Source organism: Kiloniella sp. EL199, from assembly GCF_900313065.1.
GTDB lineage: Bacteria > Pseudomonadota > Alphaproteobacteria > Kiloniellales > Kiloniellaceae > Kiloniella.
Genome location: NZ_OMPU01000010.1, coordinates 647,823 through 664,341, shown reverse-complemented (window position 1 = coordinate 664,341; position 16,519 = coordinate 647,823). Strand labels below are relative to the sequence as shown.

General features: G+C 45.5%; 17 protein-coding genes. 11 read left to right on the top strand and 6 right to left on the bottom strand.

Annotated features, from left to right (window positions below; genetic code table 11):
- Nucleotides 1-378: 378 nt before the first annotated feature.
- From D9A03_RS11585 to D9A03_RS11550, 7 genes are all read left to right on the top strand, one after another.
- Nucleotides 379-1,161: a LexA family transcriptional regulator gene (locus tag D9A03_RS11585; RefSeq protein WP_120497331.1), complete on the top strand. Its 783-nt coding sequence runs from the start codon at nt 379-381 to the stop codon at nt 1,159-1,161.
- A 155-nt stretch (nt 1,162-1,316) separates the two neighbouring features.
- Nucleotides 1,317-1,502: a hypothetical protein gene (locus D9A03_RS11580; protein WP_120497330.1), complete on the top strand. Its 186-nt coding sequence runs from the start codon at nt 1,317-1,319 to the stop codon at nt 1,500-1,502.
- A 662-nt stretch (nt 1,503-2,164) separates the two neighbouring features.
- A complete protein-coding gene (locus D9A03_RS11570) occupies nt 2,165-2,662 on the top strand; it encodes a hypothetical protein (protein WP_120497328.1) in 498 nt (165 codons plus the stop codon).
- A gap of 48 nt (nt 2,663-2,710) precedes the next feature.
- A complete protein-coding gene (locus D9A03_RS11565) occupies nt 2,711-3,184 on the top strand; it encodes a hypothetical protein (RefSeq protein ID WP_120497327.1) in 474 nt (157 codons plus the stop codon).
- 458 nt (nt 3,185-3,642) lie between these two features.
- Nucleotides 3,643-3,861 (top strand): hypothetical protein, encoded by a 219-nt coding sequence (locus D9A03_RS19765; protein WP_162938104.1) that lies wholly within the window; start codon nt 3,643-3,645, stop codon nt 3,859-3,861.
- A gap of 122 nt (nt 3,862-3,983) precedes the next feature.
- The gene (locus D9A03_RS11555; protein ID WP_162938103.1) at nt 3,984-4,436 is read left to right on the top strand and encodes a hypothetical protein; all 453 of its coding nucleotides are present in this window, start codon (nt 3,984-3,986) and stop codon (nt 4,434-4,436) included.
- A gap of 85 nt (nt 4,437-4,521) precedes the next feature.
- Entirely contained in the window at nt 4,522-5,310 is a 789-nt protein-coding gene (locus D9A03_RS11550; RefSeq protein ID WP_120497324.1) for a transporter substrate-binding domain-containing protein, read from the top strand.
- A 91-nt stretch (nt 5,311-5,401) separates the two neighbouring features.
- Here the strand turns inward: D9A03_RS11550 and D9A03_RS11545 are convergent, their stop codons facing one another.
- The 6 genes from D9A03_RS11545 to gspS2 form a co-directional block, all read right to left on the bottom strand.
- Nucleotides 5,402-6,493 (bottom strand): hypothetical protein, encoded by a 1,092-nt coding sequence (locus D9A03_RS11545; protein WP_120497323.1) that lies wholly within the window; start codon nt 6,491-6,493, stop codon nt 5,402-5,404.
- Nucleotides 6,478-7,617 (bottom strand): ABC transporter permease, encoded by a 1,140-nt coding sequence (locus D9A03_RS11540; RefSeq protein ID WP_120497322.1) that lies wholly within the window; start codon nt 7,615-7,617, stop codon nt 6,478-6,480. Before D9A03_RS11540 ends, D9A03_RS11545 begins: the two co-directional genes overlap by 16 nt.
- 365 nt (nt 7,618-7,982) lie before the next feature.
- Nucleotides 7,983-8,570, bottom strand: coding sequence for a hypothetical protein (locus D9A03_RS11535; protein WP_120497321.1), 588 nt, complete (start codon nt 8,568-8,570; stop codon nt 7,983-7,985).
- Nucleotides 8,571-8,857: 287 nt separating this feature from the next.
- Nucleotides 8,858-9,745: an ABC transporter substrate-binding protein gene (locus tag D9A03_RS11530; protein WP_120497320.1), complete on the bottom strand. Its 888-nt coding sequence runs from the start codon at nt 9,743-9,745 to the stop codon at nt 8,858-8,860.
- 405 nt (nt 9,746-10,150) lie between these two features.
- Nucleotides 10,151-10,855, bottom strand: a complete 705-nt coding sequence (locus tag D9A03_RS11525; RefSeq protein ID WP_162938101.1) for a sterol desaturase family protein — start codon at nt 10,853-10,855, stop codon at nt 10,151-10,153.
- Nucleotides 10,856-11,605: 750 nt separating this feature from the next.
- Nucleotides 11,606-12,013 (bottom strand): type II secretion system pilot lipoprotein GspS-beta, encoded by a 408-nt coding sequence (gene gspS2, locus D9A03_RS11520; protein ID WP_120497318.1) that lies wholly within the window; start codon nt 12,011-12,013, stop codon nt 11,606-11,608.
- A gap of 540 nt (nt 12,014-12,553) precedes the next feature.
- On the opposite strand from gspS2, the gene D9A03_RS11515 reads away from it, so the two are divergent.
- From D9A03_RS11515 to D9A03_RS11500, 4 genes are read left to right on the top strand one after another with little or no spacing between them, the layout of a single operon-like run.
- A complete protein-coding gene (locus D9A03_RS11515) occupies nt 12,554-13,435 on the top strand; it encodes a xanthine dehydrogenase family protein subunit M (protein ID WP_120497317.1) in 882 nt (293 codons plus the stop codon).
- Nucleotides 13,436-13,437: 2 nt separating this feature from the next.
- On the top strand, nt 13,438-13,914 hold the full coding sequence (locus D9A03_RS11510; protein ID WP_120497316.1) for a (2Fe-2S)-binding protein: 477 nt from the start codon (nt 13,438-13,440) through the stop codon (nt 13,912-13,914).
- A gap of 1 nt (nt 13,915) precedes the next feature.
- The gene (locus D9A03_RS11505; RefSeq protein ID WP_120497315.1) at nt 13,916-16,231 is read left to right on the top strand and encodes a xanthine dehydrogenase family protein molybdopterin-binding subunit; all 2,316 of its coding nucleotides are present in this window, start codon (nt 13,916-13,918) and stop codon (nt 16,229-16,231) included.
- Nucleotides 16,232-16,264: 33 nt separating this feature from the next.
- Nucleotides 16,265-16,510, top strand: a complete 246-nt coding sequence (locus D9A03_RS11500; RefSeq protein ID WP_120497314.1) for a MoaD/ThiS family protein — start codon at nt 16,265-16,267, stop codon at nt 16,508-16,510.
- The last annotated feature ends 9 nt before the right edge of the window (nt 16,511-16,519 follow it).

Genomic DNA, 16,519 nt, shown 5'->3' with positions numbered 1-16,519 from the left:
TTTCCTTTATGGAAACCTGTGCGGCAACATTTTTAACGAGGTTCAAGTAAGTTAAAAAGTCAGAGAGCAACCACTTGATAAACACAAAATATGAACATTCGACAACCTACCCTGGATGCAAAAAGATAATGCATCAAAAAATTCAATTTCTGCTTGACTTGATGAAGCATATGTATCCATTATGGAAACCATAGTCAAGCAGAAATGTATCCAATTTGTAAACTTATTTTTATTTACTCTGGATACTTATGAATTGACAACCGAAGAAGAGTTAATCAACAAGAACTGCAAAACTCAGGGCTAAATAAAATCCATATAAAAGTACCAGTAAGGTAAAATACGTTCGGTACCAACAGGATAAAATCATCAGGCAATGTTATGGAAAACAGAATTAAGGAAATACGCACTGAAAAGGGTATGACTCTGCAACAAGTTGCTGACAAGGCCGGAACAACCAAGGCACAGGTAATGAAGCTGGAAAAAGGGGATCGACGTTTAACCGATGTCTGGATGGTTCGTCTTTCCATCGCCATGTCCTGTGACCCGAAAGAGCTGCTCGGCACCAATCGGACAGCCCGTCAGTCTCTTGATGCCTATAACTCTGGTGTTTCGGAGAGTTCAGGTGGCTTTGACGAGGATGTTTCAGCAAGCAAACCTGCAAGAACGCCATCTCCTGCCCCTGCTCGCCCTCTTGCTCCGGCTTCCGGCTGTGAAGCTGTTGCAGAAATTGCCGTGCGCGGAGGTATGGGCGGCGGTGGTGAAGCCGGAGTATCCTATAGCGACGATGGACAGGGCGGTGTTGCCATTGCTGATGATGTCAAAGGCAACTGGTTCCTGCCCACGGATTACCTGCGTTCAGAACTGAACGTCAGCCCCGTAGCCGCACGTATTATCGAAGTTCAGGGGGATTCCATGACCCCGACACTGGTCTCTGGTGATCGCGTGATGATTGATACCAACGACCAACGCCCCACCCCACCGGGTATCTTCGCCCTCTGGGATGGTTTCGGCGTTGTGGTCAAAAGGCTGGAACTCATCCCCAATTCCGACCCGCCCCTACTGCGTATCAGTTCAGATAATGCCAACCACAACGAATATCAACGCACCATTGAAGAGGTAAATATCATCGGCCGCGTCGTCTGGTACGGCCGCCGGATGTAGTGGCCAGAGGAAAAACGATCAACGAAGACACAACCAAAAAAAGAAAGAATGTAAAAATAACTATGAGCCACAAAATCCACTTACGCCACCTGAAAGAAACATCTTTTAGATCAAGAAAAACCTTCTGAAACTATGTAAATAAGAGGATGTACTTCATGCACGCCAAACTCACCCTAGCAGAGCGTATATGTAGCAGTTTTTGGTTTGGCATCATCGCCCTAATATCATTATCTACAGCCCTCGCCAGCTTTGATCTCCTGATGAATACTCCCATCAGTGTTCTTGCATCCTTTTTCTTCGGGGCTGCTGTGCTGGTTTTTTTGTTCCCGCCGCGATTTTGAACCCAAACGAATTTTCGATAAATCGTGCACTAGCGACCGGGGCTTTAACCACTTTCTGTTCGGCAATCCTCATTGCTATAGCTATGGGAATCCTCGCTGAGAATAGTAAAGTCTGGTATAACAACGACCCGGGCAAAATCCTGTTACAGTACGTGAAAGTTATACTGCTTCTCATACTTTCAGGCTCTATACTTTCCATACCCTTCAGTGTGATTGGTGTAGCTGCTGCATCTCTCTTTTCTCACATGGTAACCAAGCGTCGAAAAAAGCTAGCCCCGGAAATAAAACCAGACGTGTTTGACTGATCCCGACAAATAACAGGAGCTCACAAGTTTTTGGCAAGTCACAATCAAAACCCTCTATTTACTCCCATGGGGCTGCTCCTATAATTGCCACGCTAGTGATATGACCGCTTGGTATGGTATGCCATACTGTATTAAGATAGAAGCAGTATTCATGAAGCCACCATTATGAAGGAGGCAATTTCTGCTAGACGACAATCATAACGTTTAATAGTGTCTATCACTTGTAATAAATTTACAATCACATTCCTCAAATGAGGGATGTTTGTTCATAACAAATATATACAGTTAAACAATTCACCAGCTTTGCCCCTTAACAAAAAGAACCTCTTGTTGCTCTGACGATCAGAAAAGCCACACATGAATTACAAAGCATTTCGCCTGATGATCGGCCTTTATTGGGGCCTTGTGAGTTATCTTTTTCTCCTTTTGGTGATGGGATTGGGTGCCGATAGTCTCTATCCTCGACTCTCATTTCAGGAACTCTTAAGCTTTAAGCAACTCACCGCCTTTCTGATAGCCTTTCCTGTTGGATACTTTGCTCTCCCGCGCTTTCTAAATGACCTTCAAGGCGCCAAACGCAGAGCTTTTATCGGGGGAATGCTATGTTTTGCTCTGGCAATGTTCTGTGCTAACACCGTTTTTATGTTCACAGGTGGATACGCGGAATTAAATTTCCTTGGTCCAGAACCTTCTGACCTTTCAAAAGTGCTTTTCCATCTTTCCGGTATTTTGATTTCATCCGCCATCATTTCGCCTCTCGGCGGCCTTTTTACGCTTATAGCTTTGTGGGTACTCCCAATACCAGATCATAAACAAAACTTATCGCAAAGACAGGAAACGGTCACTCCAAAGTAAGGTTTTGAAGGCCAGCGCACATTTAAAATCATTAGAAAAGCATTACACATGAAACCTAAATTCACTTTATCTGAACGGATTTGTAGCAGCCTCTATTTTGGCATCGTTGCGACCTTGTCATTAACAATCATTATAACAGAAACCAATTTCCTGACCGCCGTTTTTGCAGGGGGACTGTGTGGCGGGTTTTTCATTCCCGCCTTTATTATGAACCCGACTGAATTTGGAATTAAACGCGCACTTGGGGCCGGAGCACTGACCACACTCGTCTCGGCCCTCATCACAGCACTGCTCATTGATATTTTTTATGATAACAATCTCGAGTTTCCGGATACCGTGAATTACGATCTTGTCGGCCTTATGGAACGTGCTCAACGCTCTCTTGCCTTTATGGGCTTTGCCGCTACCTTTGCTGTCCCATACAGCCTGATCGGTGCGCCCGCCGCACTTGTTCTCTCGCATTTACTTGTAAAACATAGAACAAAGATCGCCCCCGAAATAGAACCGGATGTGTTTGATTGAAAAAAATATCATACACAACCATAAATAATTAATCTTAAATGCAAGGAATAATTTAACATTTATAAAGAAACATCACGCTAAGGTAGCAGCAACGCCACCAGACCAAACGTAATAATCACATGCAATATCATGCTACGCCTAAACTAAGAGCACTACTTGCGTTGTGTTCCGGAATAACCGGCTTTATAATTTTCGAAACTTTTTCAAGGGCTTTATCCTATATTTGGTCAGGACAATACGTTTGCCTTTATGAACTTGTTTCATCCAGGAATGCCATTGTTTGTTGCGTGTTTGCCATCACTGGTTTCTTCATTTTACCTTCTTATTTTTTGTCCAGATCGTATAACATACAGCATGCTTTTCACGGGGCTGTTCTTAGTTTTTCTCTCGGTATTATTATCTCAATACTACTTCTTGGTGTTCCCAAGATCGGTAATGTTTATTTTCCCCTGGAAAATATGAATTTATTACAAATCCTGTTGGCAAAAAATGGCATCTATATTGGTTCTCAATATGCGGCCCAAGCAACTTTCCCAACAGATAAAACCTATTCGCTCGTTATCTATTGCGCCATTGGACTTTTAACATCAGGCTCTTTTGGATGCGTTATCACTTTCCTGCTTTACCGTTTCACCAGTAAAAACAATGTAGATCATAGCTACTGGAAAGAAAAATAATCAAACTCGCTTATAATCATTATCACCCGGATACAAATTTACCTAATTCCCCTGATACTTTGTATGCCTCTTGATTCTGCGGATAGAATTGTTACCCGTTAATGATCAGAAGGATGAAAATAGTGGCGCAATCTTCCATAGTGAATGTTTCTTCAATTCATTCTTCATCTTCATATACCACGATCCCTTCAGCAAAGCTTGAACTTACCTATCCCTATCGATGCGGAAAACGGGTCGCCGCCGAGTTTGATGCCCGTGTGAGCGTGGGGCTGGAAGACAATGTGCTTTTGTTGGGAGAAGTCGATCTTTTTGGCTATGATAACAAACATGAAGGTGCCTACGAAATTTGCACTGATATAGCCCTTTGCAAGCAAATCCGAACCTATGTGAAAAACTCAAACAAAGAAAAAGCACGAGCGCTGGAATTACTGCAACAGAAAAAGAACTTATTGCCGTCCCACTTAAAAAAAACAAACTCAACGCCACACAGAAAAGGTTTCGAAAGCTTCATCACATCATATGCGGAAACAATTGGCTCGCAGCTCGATCATGATACACACAATCCAAGAAAATGATAATTTTTTATAATGCCTTTAAATCCAAGTTTGCTTCTTATTTTTCATAAGATAAAATTAAGAAAGATTTTTATATAATCCGGTCATGATACAGCTTGGCAGGATAATATTGCGCTCTTTATTCTTGCGCAGCCTTATTACAAATTTCGTCTTTATACCTTCGGCTATAGCGCACGAGGATAATTTACAGGCAAATAAATCTTCACCTAAAATGTACCTTCATCTTGTTACTGAAGAATATCCTCCACTGAATATGATCAGCAATGAGGGTGTTATCACCGGGTTAGCAACTGAATTATTGCGTCTCGCTGCAGAAAATAACAGCATAGAGCTGCAAATTGAGCTACTGCCATGGAAACGCGCTTATCAGATTGCTTTGAAGCAACCTTCTACCTGTATCTATTCAGCATGGCGAACGACAGAACGCGAAAAACTTTTCCATTGGGTTGGACCACTCGCAAATGATGCCTGGTCTTTCTTTGCCCTAAAAAATAGAAACATCCAAATATTATCCAAAAAGGATACACATCATTATCGCGTTGGAAGCATTGATGGTTGGGCATTTACACAGTATCTACAAAAACAACAACATCCATACCTTGATTTGATTCATATTGAAGACGAAACAAATGCCCGGAAATTACAAAGCGGCCGGATAGATCTTTGGGCAACAGGACGGATTTCGGGCCATCAAATTATCAAACAACAAAAAATATTGGATATAGAGGAAGTTTTTGCCGTCCGCGAAATCGGTTTATGGCTTGCCTGCAATACAGATACCGATCCCAAAATCATCCATGATTTACAAAATGCGCTGGACCAATTCGAGCGCGATGGAACAGCAAGAAAAATCCGGGCAACTTTCAAGTTCTAAATCACCATAAACCTGGGAAAATCATTCTCTTGAGGATTGATAGCTCTTGAAACAAATCAGTTCAAATTAGGTTAACCTGTTTTTTTGCGCTTTATTGCAGTCCAATTGCCTGCACCTTCGCATCAAACCATGTAGAGTAATCATCAATTAGCTGACCCGGCTTAAGTGCTTCCAACTTGATCAAAGCGTCTTCATAAATACGTGCACGTTCAGCATGATAATAAGCCCGTCTCACCGGGCTGATATAGCGATCCGGCACGCCCTTGTTCAACTTGTCATAAAGTCTCTGAACATCTTCGGGAACTGCCGTGATATTGCGGTTGATATCAACCCGCGTCACGGCCAGTGCCTGACGAATTTTTTCTCCGGGCAACCCCGTTATACGTTCCAGAGAATCCAGTTGCGCCCGAATAGTTCGCACCATCAACTCTGCCCGCCAATCCACACGCTTTTGTAAAAGATCGTCAAAGTAAGCAACGGTACTCATCCGCGCAGATACAAGCCAGGAACTCTCGACCACAAGCTCTTTTTCTTCCCCCGCTTGACCAATAATGGCACGGGCTTCCTCAGAAGACAGATAGCTGTCATTATTCAAGCCAGGTCCTTCATAAAAGGTCAATAGCTTGTCCCAGCTAACCCGCGCCGGGACTGTAATACTCCAGTTTTTTTCACCCGGCTTGTTGGGGATACCAAGATCCAGTACAATGCCATAGCGTTGATTTGATTTATCCCCCTTCTCGCGAAGGATCAGCTTTAACTTCACATCATAAAGTGCCAGTTGCGACCAGCTTTCTTCGGAAAGTTCACTCAATCGCGCCCGCCCGCCCGGAACTGGCGGCAACGGCACATAGGTATTTGAATGGATGTGCCATATGATCTGCCCCTGAACAGTCGCTTGGGCACCCCCGTTCTCGATCTGCCAGCGAAAATTATAATCAATACCGGGCAAAAAGACTTTATTTTGTTGACCTGTTAATTCGCTCTTAATGGGCTCACTCAGCCGGCTCTTGTTAAAAGACAGGAATTGATGCTTGCCTTCACCACGCCCTGTAATATCGGCATAAGCTGTAATATCGCCTTGTCCAGCAGCATATAAAATGCTCGCCATGACCACTGAAATAAAAGCGTTTTTTACGAAGTTCCTTACGGTTTTTGTCACTGGGATTTTCAATTTTCCAGCCATGCATCGACCTCCTTCACAAAAAGGTTGACGCGCTGAAGCCGGCCGTAATTCAACTCATTTGGCTGTAGCTGAACAGCCCCGGTTTTAAGCGGAAGCTGACTTTCTTCCGCCAACAGAAAATACCCTTCGATCAGGTAATCCGCCACAATAGGCAAGGCTATTTTTTCATTCTCCACGAAATCACGAACCTGTGGGATATGATGTGCCCCATAACTCAGCAAGGCAAAGGCAATGCCCCCATAAAGTGCATAGCGGAAACGATATCGACTAAAGATAGAAACAACAAAAACAGCCAGCAATACAATACCGGACAGGATGCCTATATTGATCCATTCATCCCACGCCATTGCTGGCGTTAACAAAGGAGAAACCACAGCCAAGCCAGGCAGAATAATATACACAATCAAAACAATAAGGCCACTGACGAAGCCCAGGAAACCGCCGCGTGATCTTTCATCGATATCACTGTCCCAGACATAAGGTGATGGATCTCGATCTCCCAGTTCTCTGTCAGTGATATGGTCTTCGCGCGTCTTTTGCCAATTGACCTTACGTTCCGGAGAGGAAAAATCATCCAGATCAATTTCCCCCTGTTCCATGCCGATATCAGTACTTTCAACTTGATCTGTATTTGAGCCTCTGTCCCTGGCTTGCGTTGAACGTGCCCTAGTCAACTTCTCTAACAAAGGCTGTTCTGCAAAAAGAGGTTTCTCTTCAAGTAAGAAGACATCTTCATCCTCATCTTCCTTGTCTGACAAATACTGATCCAGAGAAACTTCGGCGACTTCATCGACCTGCACGCCATCTTCGCCAGACAAAGTACCATCAGGCAAAGCATCTCTGGCGTCTATGATTTTACCTTCTTCTCGCACAGGCTCCTCTGCCAGACTTTTTCTATCAACAGATGACGATGAAGACTTCTCGGAAAGAATACGACGAACAGCTTCATCAAAATTGGCTGTCTCGATCAAAAGGGATCGCTCGTCCAGGGGGGGATCTTTTTTATTAAGACTGGTTACAAAGCTTTGCCGTGCCTGAAGCAGATAATCAACCAGATCATCTGTTTCCATATCATGTAATGACGGCAGCCCCTCTTTTAAAACTCTGACTTTTTCTTCTGGCAACCTCAACTCCGGCCTGATTTGCACACTTCATTACAAACACGACAACAACCCAATTTCCGAATATCCCAATCTGCCCTTCAGCACCTCCCCCCCCCCACAGGCTCTGATTGCCAGAAATCAGTTACAGAAATATTCGCCCCCACATGGCTATCTGTTGTTTGCACCATCTGGGTGGTATCTTACCCTTGTTCTTGTAAAAAGGGACACTTTTTTCGTGATGAACTCATCTAATTTCTGATTTATTGCTTTTACATTAGTATCTTGGTCTGTCGTTCTGTCATATCAAAGCTGACAGATATCTTGTCTCACAGTTACTTGCCTCATCGTAACTTATTCAGGGTTACTTATGACTTATTCAAGCTTTCTTATTCTGGAGGCACGTCATGCGTGCGATCCAGACAGCGCTTTTCAAAACTGTCTGCGTTATAGGGCATAACCAATTCGGGTTTATCTTTGGCATGGATAACGTCCAGATGATCATGGGGAAAAGCTTCCCAATAACTCTTTTGACCAATTTGCTTGGCAAAGCTTGCCTCTATTACTTTCCCCTGATGCTCAAAGCGCAACAACACATAAAAACCACGCCCCATGCGGGATTTTGTACCCATAACCTCGGCCTTTGCCACCTGTCCACGGCTATAGACATGGGCCATGTTTCCAATCATTTCGATCAGGGTCCACCAGATATAAAGCGCGATCAAAGCCCCGAAAAACACAGGAATTGTCAAATCTGGATTAAAAGAAATCCCGTCTGCAGGATTAAAGATAACGGCCCCCATGACCCATAAAATAACAAGGGCAATCACAACAGCCAACAGGCTATAGAACAAATAGCGCAAGAGATAATAGGAAACGGCAACATGTCTGATATGCCCCGCGGCTTTCAGATCACAATAAAAAGACCAAAAATCCCGCGCCCCGATTTTCAGGAAAAATTCAAACAAAGTGGTCATGAAAAATCTTGAATAGTAAAAACTACAACTGCCCACAGTGTGCCTGTCGCAAGCCCTTCACGCAAAAGATATTATGAATAGGTGAACAACCCTCTTCTATCAAAAACCGCTGGTCCTCGTTTACTCTGCCAGACGGGATTTGAACATCATGAGTGATAAGATCGAAAAAGCCGCCTGTTAACCGGGAAGATTTCAGTGATGCTTCCTTTACCCGCTTTGGCATTTTAAATGCCATGCTGGACAAAACAGACCCGGCCTATAAAAATATTAGAATAAACAGGTAAAATTCAAGACATCTCGTCATCAGTAAGGCGTTTCATATAGCGATCATAGGCACCGCTTTCCCGAAATTCTTTCAGGCCTTTGTTAAAGCGATCCATAAGATCAGCACTGCCTTCCAGCACTTTTGGAAAAAGAACGTAGCTCAGATTGTTGAGAATTGGCTTGGGATGATGTGTTATCTGATCTTGATCTTCGGCAGAAAAATGGTTCATAAGAGCGAAGTAACCGACTGATTTTTCTTGTGGATATATCTGTATGCGATCCGTCAATAGCTTATGAAAATTCACTTCATCACTTGGCCCGCGATCCATGAACAGGGTTCCGCCGGATACAGCAGCATCCAATTCAGGACCATAGCTGTACTTAATACCGCCCCCAAGGCGGTACTCTTTAAGATCCGTCATTTCATCCCAATCAAAATCCAGATCCTTGCGATGGAAAAAGACAAACTGTTCCTTGAGGATTGGATCGCTATACAGAAAATCCTTTTCTCGCTCTTGTTTATGCATCCAGATCCCCATAGCCTGAAACCCGCCTGATGAAGCTTCGTGATAACCTCTGCCCCAGGGTAAAAAGGCAAGATCAGCGTGTATCCCCTGTGAGGCAAAGATATCCACAATCATTTCACCGATAACACCGTTTCCTTCCAGTTCCTGTGTCAGGAAAGGCGGCCACTCACCAACCGTGACCTTGATTTTCTCTGGAATTTTCTCTGGAATTTCCTCTGGGGTTTTATTTGAAACCTTGTTTGGAATCTTGTTTTCTGTAGCCGATGTCGTGTTTGACAAAGATATGTTAACTACCAGATAAGAAAGGAAAGCAAACAAAACTGCCCGAGCAAGAATCAGGCTCAAACAACCAGAGCGTAAATATTTTAACGCACCTTCTGTCATACAACTCCACCTCTCACAAACCTGCCCGGCACAAGTGGACAGGGCAAGTATCAAAAGATATCCCCCATAATACTATCAGGTAATCCGTAGAAGCGTTATCAATTTTTCACGAACCTGTGCATGTCATTTTGCGACGCAAAGTAGAAATACTTCTTACAGTCCGGCACAATGTGCACCAGAATCCTTCGCACTATCAGGAGTTTTTCAGATCCCAAGATCAGGAATCGACGTGAAGCAGATCAATTGAAAAGAGAACAAAATAAAAAACCTATGACTGTCCCCTATCGTTGCCTTTATGAATGAAGGCCTAAGAGCTTGATTACCTGGGCTTAACAGCTTTCTTTTGAGAGAAAAGCCTCGTCATTCCTCTAGCGGAAAACAGGAATCATCATTCATTTCACCTAGCTATGGTAAAGTTTTCTTTGAATTTCCAGCTATCTTTTTGTGGAGGTTTGTCACCTTGATGAAAGGGAGGAAATAAAGGGCAAGGATACTTTTGTATTCACTGACATAGGTTTTGGAGATACCAAAATGCACGTCTTTATTTGTTTCTGGTAAATGATACGTTTTGAAAAGAACATCCCAAACCGGAAAAATGAACGCAAAATTCTTATCAATATGATCCGGGTGACAGCTGTGATGAATATGGTGATGGGCCGGTGAAGCAAAAGCCTTGGCCCAATTACCTGGCCAGCGCAACCAGATATGAGAATGACGAAGATTATACCCCAGCATGTTAAAAGCGAATGCCACTAGAGGAACACCAAGGATTTGCGGCATTGTTGGCAAATACCCGAACAAAAGATATACGACCCCGAGAAAAAGCCCATACGCAGTCCCGGTGCCAGTCATATAGAAAAGATTGTCGACCGGATGTTCCCGGTAATTTGAAATAGGGTGCATCACTTCAAGACTATGGTGTACCTTGTGAAATTCCCACAAAAAAGGAACTTTGTGCTGAAGATAGTGTATGCCAAAAGATACAAAATCAACAAAAGCAATAAGCAACAGCATGTAAAGTGTTACAAACAAAGTATGCGCTAAATCAGTCTCGGGAAAAGCCATACTTTCAGGTATGACCCCTGCTCCGCCAGTAAACAGGTTGAACATAAAAGTCATGACTTCCGTCAGGAGCACGCCATAAATTAATAGTCGCACAGTCTGGTGAAAGAAAAAGTATCTTATGTCCAACCATGCAGACGGGTTCTCCCATACATCTCTTGGAAACAGGAAATTGAAAAAGGATTTTGTATAAGGTGTATCTTGATCTTGATCTTCATTTCTTCGATTTTGACGGTAAACAAGATATGCAAGGAATATAGATGACAGTAAATAAAGCCAGAAGATGCGCTGTTCCGGCGAAAATGGATACTGTAAGACTCCCAGAAAAAGACTTGCTATGGCAGCAGTAATTTCATTTAAAATATTTAATATAGAATCAAACACTTAACTATCCTGAACTATGTCATCCGACAAAACACTAAACAGAATCCCTGACGCAATCCTGTATACGAACCTGTTCCAGAGACAAAATATCACCTGATGGCTGAATGATCAGTTAAAATGTCTTTTTCTGCTTACCTGGCAAGCTTTCCTTGTAACTTTGAAAAGATATATAAAAACAAAAACAGCTAAGTAGAATTTCTAAATACTTTTGCGCCGTAAAAAAACAAGGCGGAACTGCCCCCACAGCCGACAATACTTCAGCTGATGATAGTTCCGCCTTCCCCCCTTCACTTATCTGGTCATTAAACCTTATGAAAAGAGAATAAAATTCCTGCAACTCGGTTTCTTGTTATATTTTTTGGCCAACTTTCGGATGAGCCTTTCAAACAAAATAATCAGGATTTGCCAGAATAATCAGGATTTGCAAGTATCCGCATCAATGGTGATTTCCGTCAACGCGTCACCCGCAGTATCTGCATAATGATAAACATAGGAAGCACCTGCGCTATAAAGCTTGCTGAAAGGTTCCTTGCCGCACATAGTCGCCATCAGGTTCTTTTTGACCTCTGTCGTAAAGACATCCAGATCTGTTTCATCTTTTTTAACATCAACTTTATAGTTGTATACCAACGCAGATCCCTCGCTGGATACCTCTTCCAAAGTTGTCAGTTCATCAACTTGCATCGGCAAGTTTTTATTTATTTGTGCAGCAGCCTCTTGCTGCGCTTTTTCAATTTCACCCGCACTGAACATCGCGTTCATTGCAAAGTATCCAATAACACCGCCAACACAAAGAACGGCAAAAATCATGATTTTTTTCATAATATTCTCTTTAGCATCCTAATGATAACCCAAATCGTTACTGCAAAGTAATCAAGGTTATTTCCGGGCGAATAATGAAACCTATTAACGGCAACGCCATCCCCCATTTAGGGTATCCAGAAAAAGATACCTCTCACGATCAGGATAAAAAAAGTACTGTCATGAAGTATGAAAAAACGTTTCCGATATCCCTTCTAAATACCTTAAGATACTTCCCGTAATCATAAGCCTGTTACAGTTTCCACCAAGGGTGCAGGAGCTTGACTCTGGATAACAAACAGCTAAGTTCGTCAAAATCGGTGTTTTTATTGAACATCTTCACTTTTAAAGTTAATTAAAATATACAAAATTCCTTGATATTAAAGAAAAAAAAGCGCATCCTCGCGAAAAAAATGTAAAAAATAAAGAACAACACAGTCTTCACAGTGCGCGTTTCCTTTGCAAACTGTGACACGACCACCTAGAAACAAATAAGAATAAAAAAATACGTCAATCCAAAGATGACAATACCAGAGATGATACAGATGGATCTAAATACACATGCGTTATGAATCCCCTCAAACCGTAGAAGCCGCCTCTGCCCTGTTGGCAGGTGAAGAAGGTCTGGCCCGCGTCTTGGCCGGTGGTACAGATCTTTTGGTACAAATGCGCTCAGGCATGGTAGAGCCTGATTTGATTGTCGATGTCAAAAACATCCCGACCATGACATCTATTGTCGAAGAAAATGGCGGCTATCGTATTGGTGCAGCCGTCTCCTCGGCAGAAATGAACGAACACGAAGGTCTGTGTGCCCTTTGGCCCGGTGTTATGGAAGGTGCAGACCTGATCGGATCGACACAGGTTCAGGGCCGTGCAACCATGATCGGTAATCTGTGTAACTGTGGACCCGCTGCGGATAGTGTCCCCGGCATGGTTGCCGCCAATGCCATTGCAACCGTTGTCAGCCCCAATGGACGTCGCGACGTTCCTGTTATTGATATCCCCGTTGCACCGGGTAAATCCACCCTCGCGAAAGGGGAACTGGTCGAAAGTGTTTTCTTGCCAGCTCGTCCGAAACGCGCGGGTGATGCCTATCTGCGTTTTATTCCACGCACAGAAATGGACATCGCAGTTGTTGGTGTAGGCGTCAGTCTGGAACTTGATGATAATGGCGTCTGCACTCACGCCCGTGTTGGCCTCGGTGCTGTTGCTATCAAGGTTCTGCTGGTTGAAGACGCTGCCAAAGCCCTGATCGGCTCTAAAGTTGACGCTGCGGCGCTGGAAAAAATGGCCGCAGCCACTTCAGCTGCTTGCAAGCCGATCAATGACAAGCGCGGTACTATTGAATTCCGCACCAAGGTTGCTGGTGTACTGGCAACCCGCGCCGCAAAGATTGCTCTTGAAAGAGCCAACGCAAGAGCTTCTAACGGGGGAGAAAAATAACAATGTCCGGTATTCATGTTTCCACCACGATCAATGGCGATGCTGTTGAATATGTCTGTGACGTAGAAGAAACCCTTCTCGATGTGCTCCGCGACAAGCTCGGCATGACAGGTTCCAAAGAAGGTTGTGCCTCTGGCGATTGCGGCGCTTGTTCTGTCACAGTTGATGGTCGCTTGACCTGTTCCTGCCTCATGCTCGGCGCAGAAGCACAGGGCCACGAAATTGGCACCATCGAAGGTATCGCCAAGGGTACAGAACTACACCCCGTACAGCAAAAAATTCTCGACAACGCCGCCTTGCAATGTGGTGTTTGCACACCGGGTTTTGTTGTTGCTGCAAAGGCCCTTTTGGAAAAGAACCCCAACCCGACCGAGACCGAAGTTCGCTACTGGCTCGCCGGAAACCTGTGTCGCTGCACAGGCTATGACAAGATCATTCGCGCGGTCATGGACGCCGCCGCAGAAATGAGAGGGAATTGATATGGCTCGTAATCCTGATGCAGATAACGCACCCGTAAAAAAAGAAATCGAGAGTCCGACATCAAAGTATGATGCGGAAAAAGCGAGTTCGTTCAAGGTTGTTGGCTCTCGCCCTGCCCGTCCTGACGGTATGGACAAGGTAACGGGGAAAGCACGCTTTGGTGCCGACATGGTCATGCCCGGTCAGCTCATTGGTCTGATCCTTCGTAGTCCTTACCCGCATGCTGTTATTAAAAACATCGACAGCTCTGCTGCCGAAGCACTGTCCGGTGTGAAGGCCGTTGTCACCCGTGATGACTTCGAACCAAACGATGACCATGCCGATGTACTCTACAACATCATGGCGCGTGAAAAAGCTCTCTACGAAGGCCATGCCGTTGCTGCCGTTGCCGCAACCAGCCGTGCCGTTGCTCGCAAGGCACTCAAACTCATCAAAGTTGACTATGACATTCTACCCCACGTTACAGACGTGGACGAAGCCATGTCACCGGATGCCCCCGTGCTTCATGACAGTATCATCACCAAAGGTGTCAGCCCGACACCCACAAAGCCATCCAACATTGTAGCGCGAAGTGAATTTGGTCACGGCGATATTGACGCTGGCTTTGATCAGGCTGATGAAATTATCGAACGCTGCTTTAAAACCGCCGCAACCCATCAGGGCTATATCGAACCTCACGCCTGTGTTGCCAACGTTGGTGCAGATGGCATGAGCGAACTTTGGTGCTGTACCCAGGGCCACTTCCACGTCCGTCAGGTCTGTGCCTCGCTACTGGGTATTGATGTGTCCCGTTTGCGGGTCACGGCCTCTGAAATCGGTGGGGGCTTTGGTGGCAAAACAACGGTCTTTATTGAACCCGTTGCCCTCGCCCTTTCCCGCAAAGCCGGACGCCCCGTAAAAATCGCCATGACACGGGACGAAGTGTTCAAAGCTTCCGGTCCGACAGCAAGTTCCAGCATGAACGTTAAAATCGGCGTCACCAAAGATGGCCGCATTACCGCTGGATACGGTGAATTCCGTTATCAGGGCGGTGCCTTTGCCGGTGCCCCGGCTGATTTCGGGGCCATGTCTGCCTTTGCCTGTTATGCCCTGGATAACGTCAAGACAGAAGCCTACGACGTGGTCACCAACCGCCCGAAAGGGGCAGCGTACCGTGCCCCTGGTGCCCCAATGTCGGTCTATGCAGTCGAAAGTGTGGTCGATGAACTGGCCGCCCGGATCGGCATGGACCCCATTGATCTGCGCCTAAAGAACGCTGCCAAGGAAGGTGCTAGAAGCTCTTACGGGCCAAAGTTCGGATCTTGTGGTCTTGTCGAAACACTCGAAGCAGCTAAAACTCATCCGCACTACAGCGCACCGCTTGGTCCTAATCAGGGGCGGGGCATAGCCAGTGGCTTCTGGTTCAACTTTGGTGGCGAGACCTGTTCCAACCTGAATATCAATGCCGATGGCACAGTTACGATCGCGGTGGGGACGCCGGATATTGGTGGTTCACGTGCTTCCATGTGCATCATGGCCGCTGAAGAACTTGGCATTCCTTACGATAAGGTACGTGCCATTGTCGCCGATACCTCCGCGTTGGGCTTTAACGACACGACCGAAGGCAGCCGCGTAACCTTTTCTAGTGGTATGGCAGTGATCAAGGCATCACAGCAAGCCATTACTGAAATGTGCAAACGTGCCGCCCTGATGTGGGATATCCCCGCCGAAGCCGTCACATGGGAAGATGGCTACGCCAAACCATCCGGCCCCAATGCTGGTGATTTCGAACCACTTTCCCTTGCCGAGATAGCAGCTACCGCAGCCAAGACTGGCGGTCCCATTGCCGGGCATCACGAATACAATGCTGATGGTGCCGGGGTCAGCTTTGGTACTCACATTGTGGATACAGAAGTTGACCCCGAAACAGGCAAAGTGGATATCATTCGCTATACGGTGGTTCAGGATGCGGGCAAAGCCATCCATCCGGACTATGTCGAGGGCCAGTTCCAGGGTGGTGCCGCACAGGGTATTGGCTGGGCGCTCAACGAAGAATACATCTATGGCGATGATGGCAAGCTGCAAAACGCGGGCTTCCTCGATTACCGTATGCCTGTGGCATCTGATCTGCCCATGATCGATACAGTGATTGTTGAAGTCCCCAACCCCGGTCATCCCTACGGTGTGCGCGGTGTTGGTGAAACCGGGATCGTGCCGCCGCTGGCCGCCATTGCCAATGGTGTTTCTGCCGCCGCTGGTGTGCGCATGACAGAACTGCCGATGTCACCACCACGTGTACTGAAAGCAATCGACGACGCAAAAGTGGCTGCTGAATAGGGCCAATTGGCCCTCGTTAAGTAAGAGAGAATTATGGTTCAGGTCACTCTTTCCGGAACAATCCAACAGGCCGCTGGCGGCATTTCTACGCTTGAAATAGAAGCAAAGAATATCCGCCAGTTGCTGGGTGGTCTGGAAAAGCAGTGCCCTGAACTAAAACCCGAACTGGAAAAAGGCATCGCCGTCGCCATCAACGGCACCATCTACCGCGACGACTGGTTCCAACCCATCCCCGAAGACAGCGAAGTGTTTCTAATACCTAGACTAGCGGGTGGTTAGAAGATGCGC

What these genes read in the sequence shown, in the direction of transcription:
- D9A03_RS11580 (WP_120497330.1), top strand. Translation starts at nt 1,317, where the DNA reads ATGCACGCCAAACTCACCCTAGCAGAGCGTATATGTAGCAGTTTTTGG.
- D9A03_RS11570 (WP_120497328.1), top strand. Translation starts at nt 2,165, where the DNA reads ATGAATTACAAAGCATTTCGCCTGATGATCGGCCTTTATTGGGGCCTT.
- D9A03_RS19765 (WP_162938104.1), top strand. Translation starts at nt 3,643, where the DNA reads ATGAATTTATTACAAATCCTGTTGGCAAAAAATGGCATCTATATTGGT.
- D9A03_RS11535 (WP_120497321.1), bottom strand. Translation starts at nt 8,570, where the DNA reads ATGACCACTTTGTTTGAATTTTTCCTGAAAATCGGGGCGCGGGATTTT.
- D9A03_RS11530 (WP_120497320.1), bottom strand. Translation starts at nt 9,745, where the DNA reads ATGACAGAAGGTGCGTTAAAATATTTACGCTCTGGTTGTTTGAGCCTG.
- D9A03_RS11500 (WP_120497314.1), top strand. Translation starts at nt 16,265, where the DNA reads ATGGTTCAGGTCACTCTTTCCGGAACAATCCAACAGGCCGCTGGCGGC.
- D9A03_RS11525 (WP_162938101.1), bottom strand. Translation starts at nt 10,855, where the DNA reads ATGTTCAACCTGTTTACTGGCGGAGCAGGGGTCATACCTGAAAGTATG.
- D9A03_RS11565 (WP_120497327.1), top strand. Translation starts at nt 2,711, where the DNA reads ATGAAACCTAAATTCACTTTATCTGAACGGATTTGTAGCAGCCTCTAT.
- D9A03_RS11515 (WP_120497317.1), top strand. Translation starts at nt 12,554, where the DNA reads ATGCGTTATGAATCCCCTCAAACCGTAGAAGCCGCCTCTGCCCTGTTG.
- D9A03_RS11545 (WP_120497323.1), bottom strand. Translation starts at nt 6,493, where the DNA reads ATGGCTGGAAAATTGAAAATCCCAGTGACAAAAACCGTAAGGAACTTC.
- D9A03_RS11585 (WP_120497331.1), top strand. Translation starts at nt 379, where the DNA reads ATGGAAAACAGAATTAAGGAAATACGCACTGAAAAGGGTATGACTCTG.
- D9A03_RS11505 (WP_120497315.1), top strand. Translation starts at nt 13,916, where the DNA reads ATGGCTCGTAATCCTGATGCAGATAACGCACCCGTAAAAAAAGAAATC.
- D9A03_RS11550 (WP_120497324.1), top strand. Translation starts at nt 4,522, where the DNA reads ATGATACAGCTTGGCAGGATAATATTGCGCTCTTTATTCTTGCGCAGC.
- gspS2 (WP_120497318.1), bottom strand. Translation starts at nt 12,013, where the DNA reads ATGAAAAAAATCATGATTTTTGCCGTTCTTTGTGTTGGCGGTGTTATT.
- D9A03_RS11510 (WP_120497316.1), top strand. Translation starts at nt 13,438, where the DNA reads ATGTCCGGTATTCATGTTTCCACCACGATCAATGGCGATGCTGTTGAA.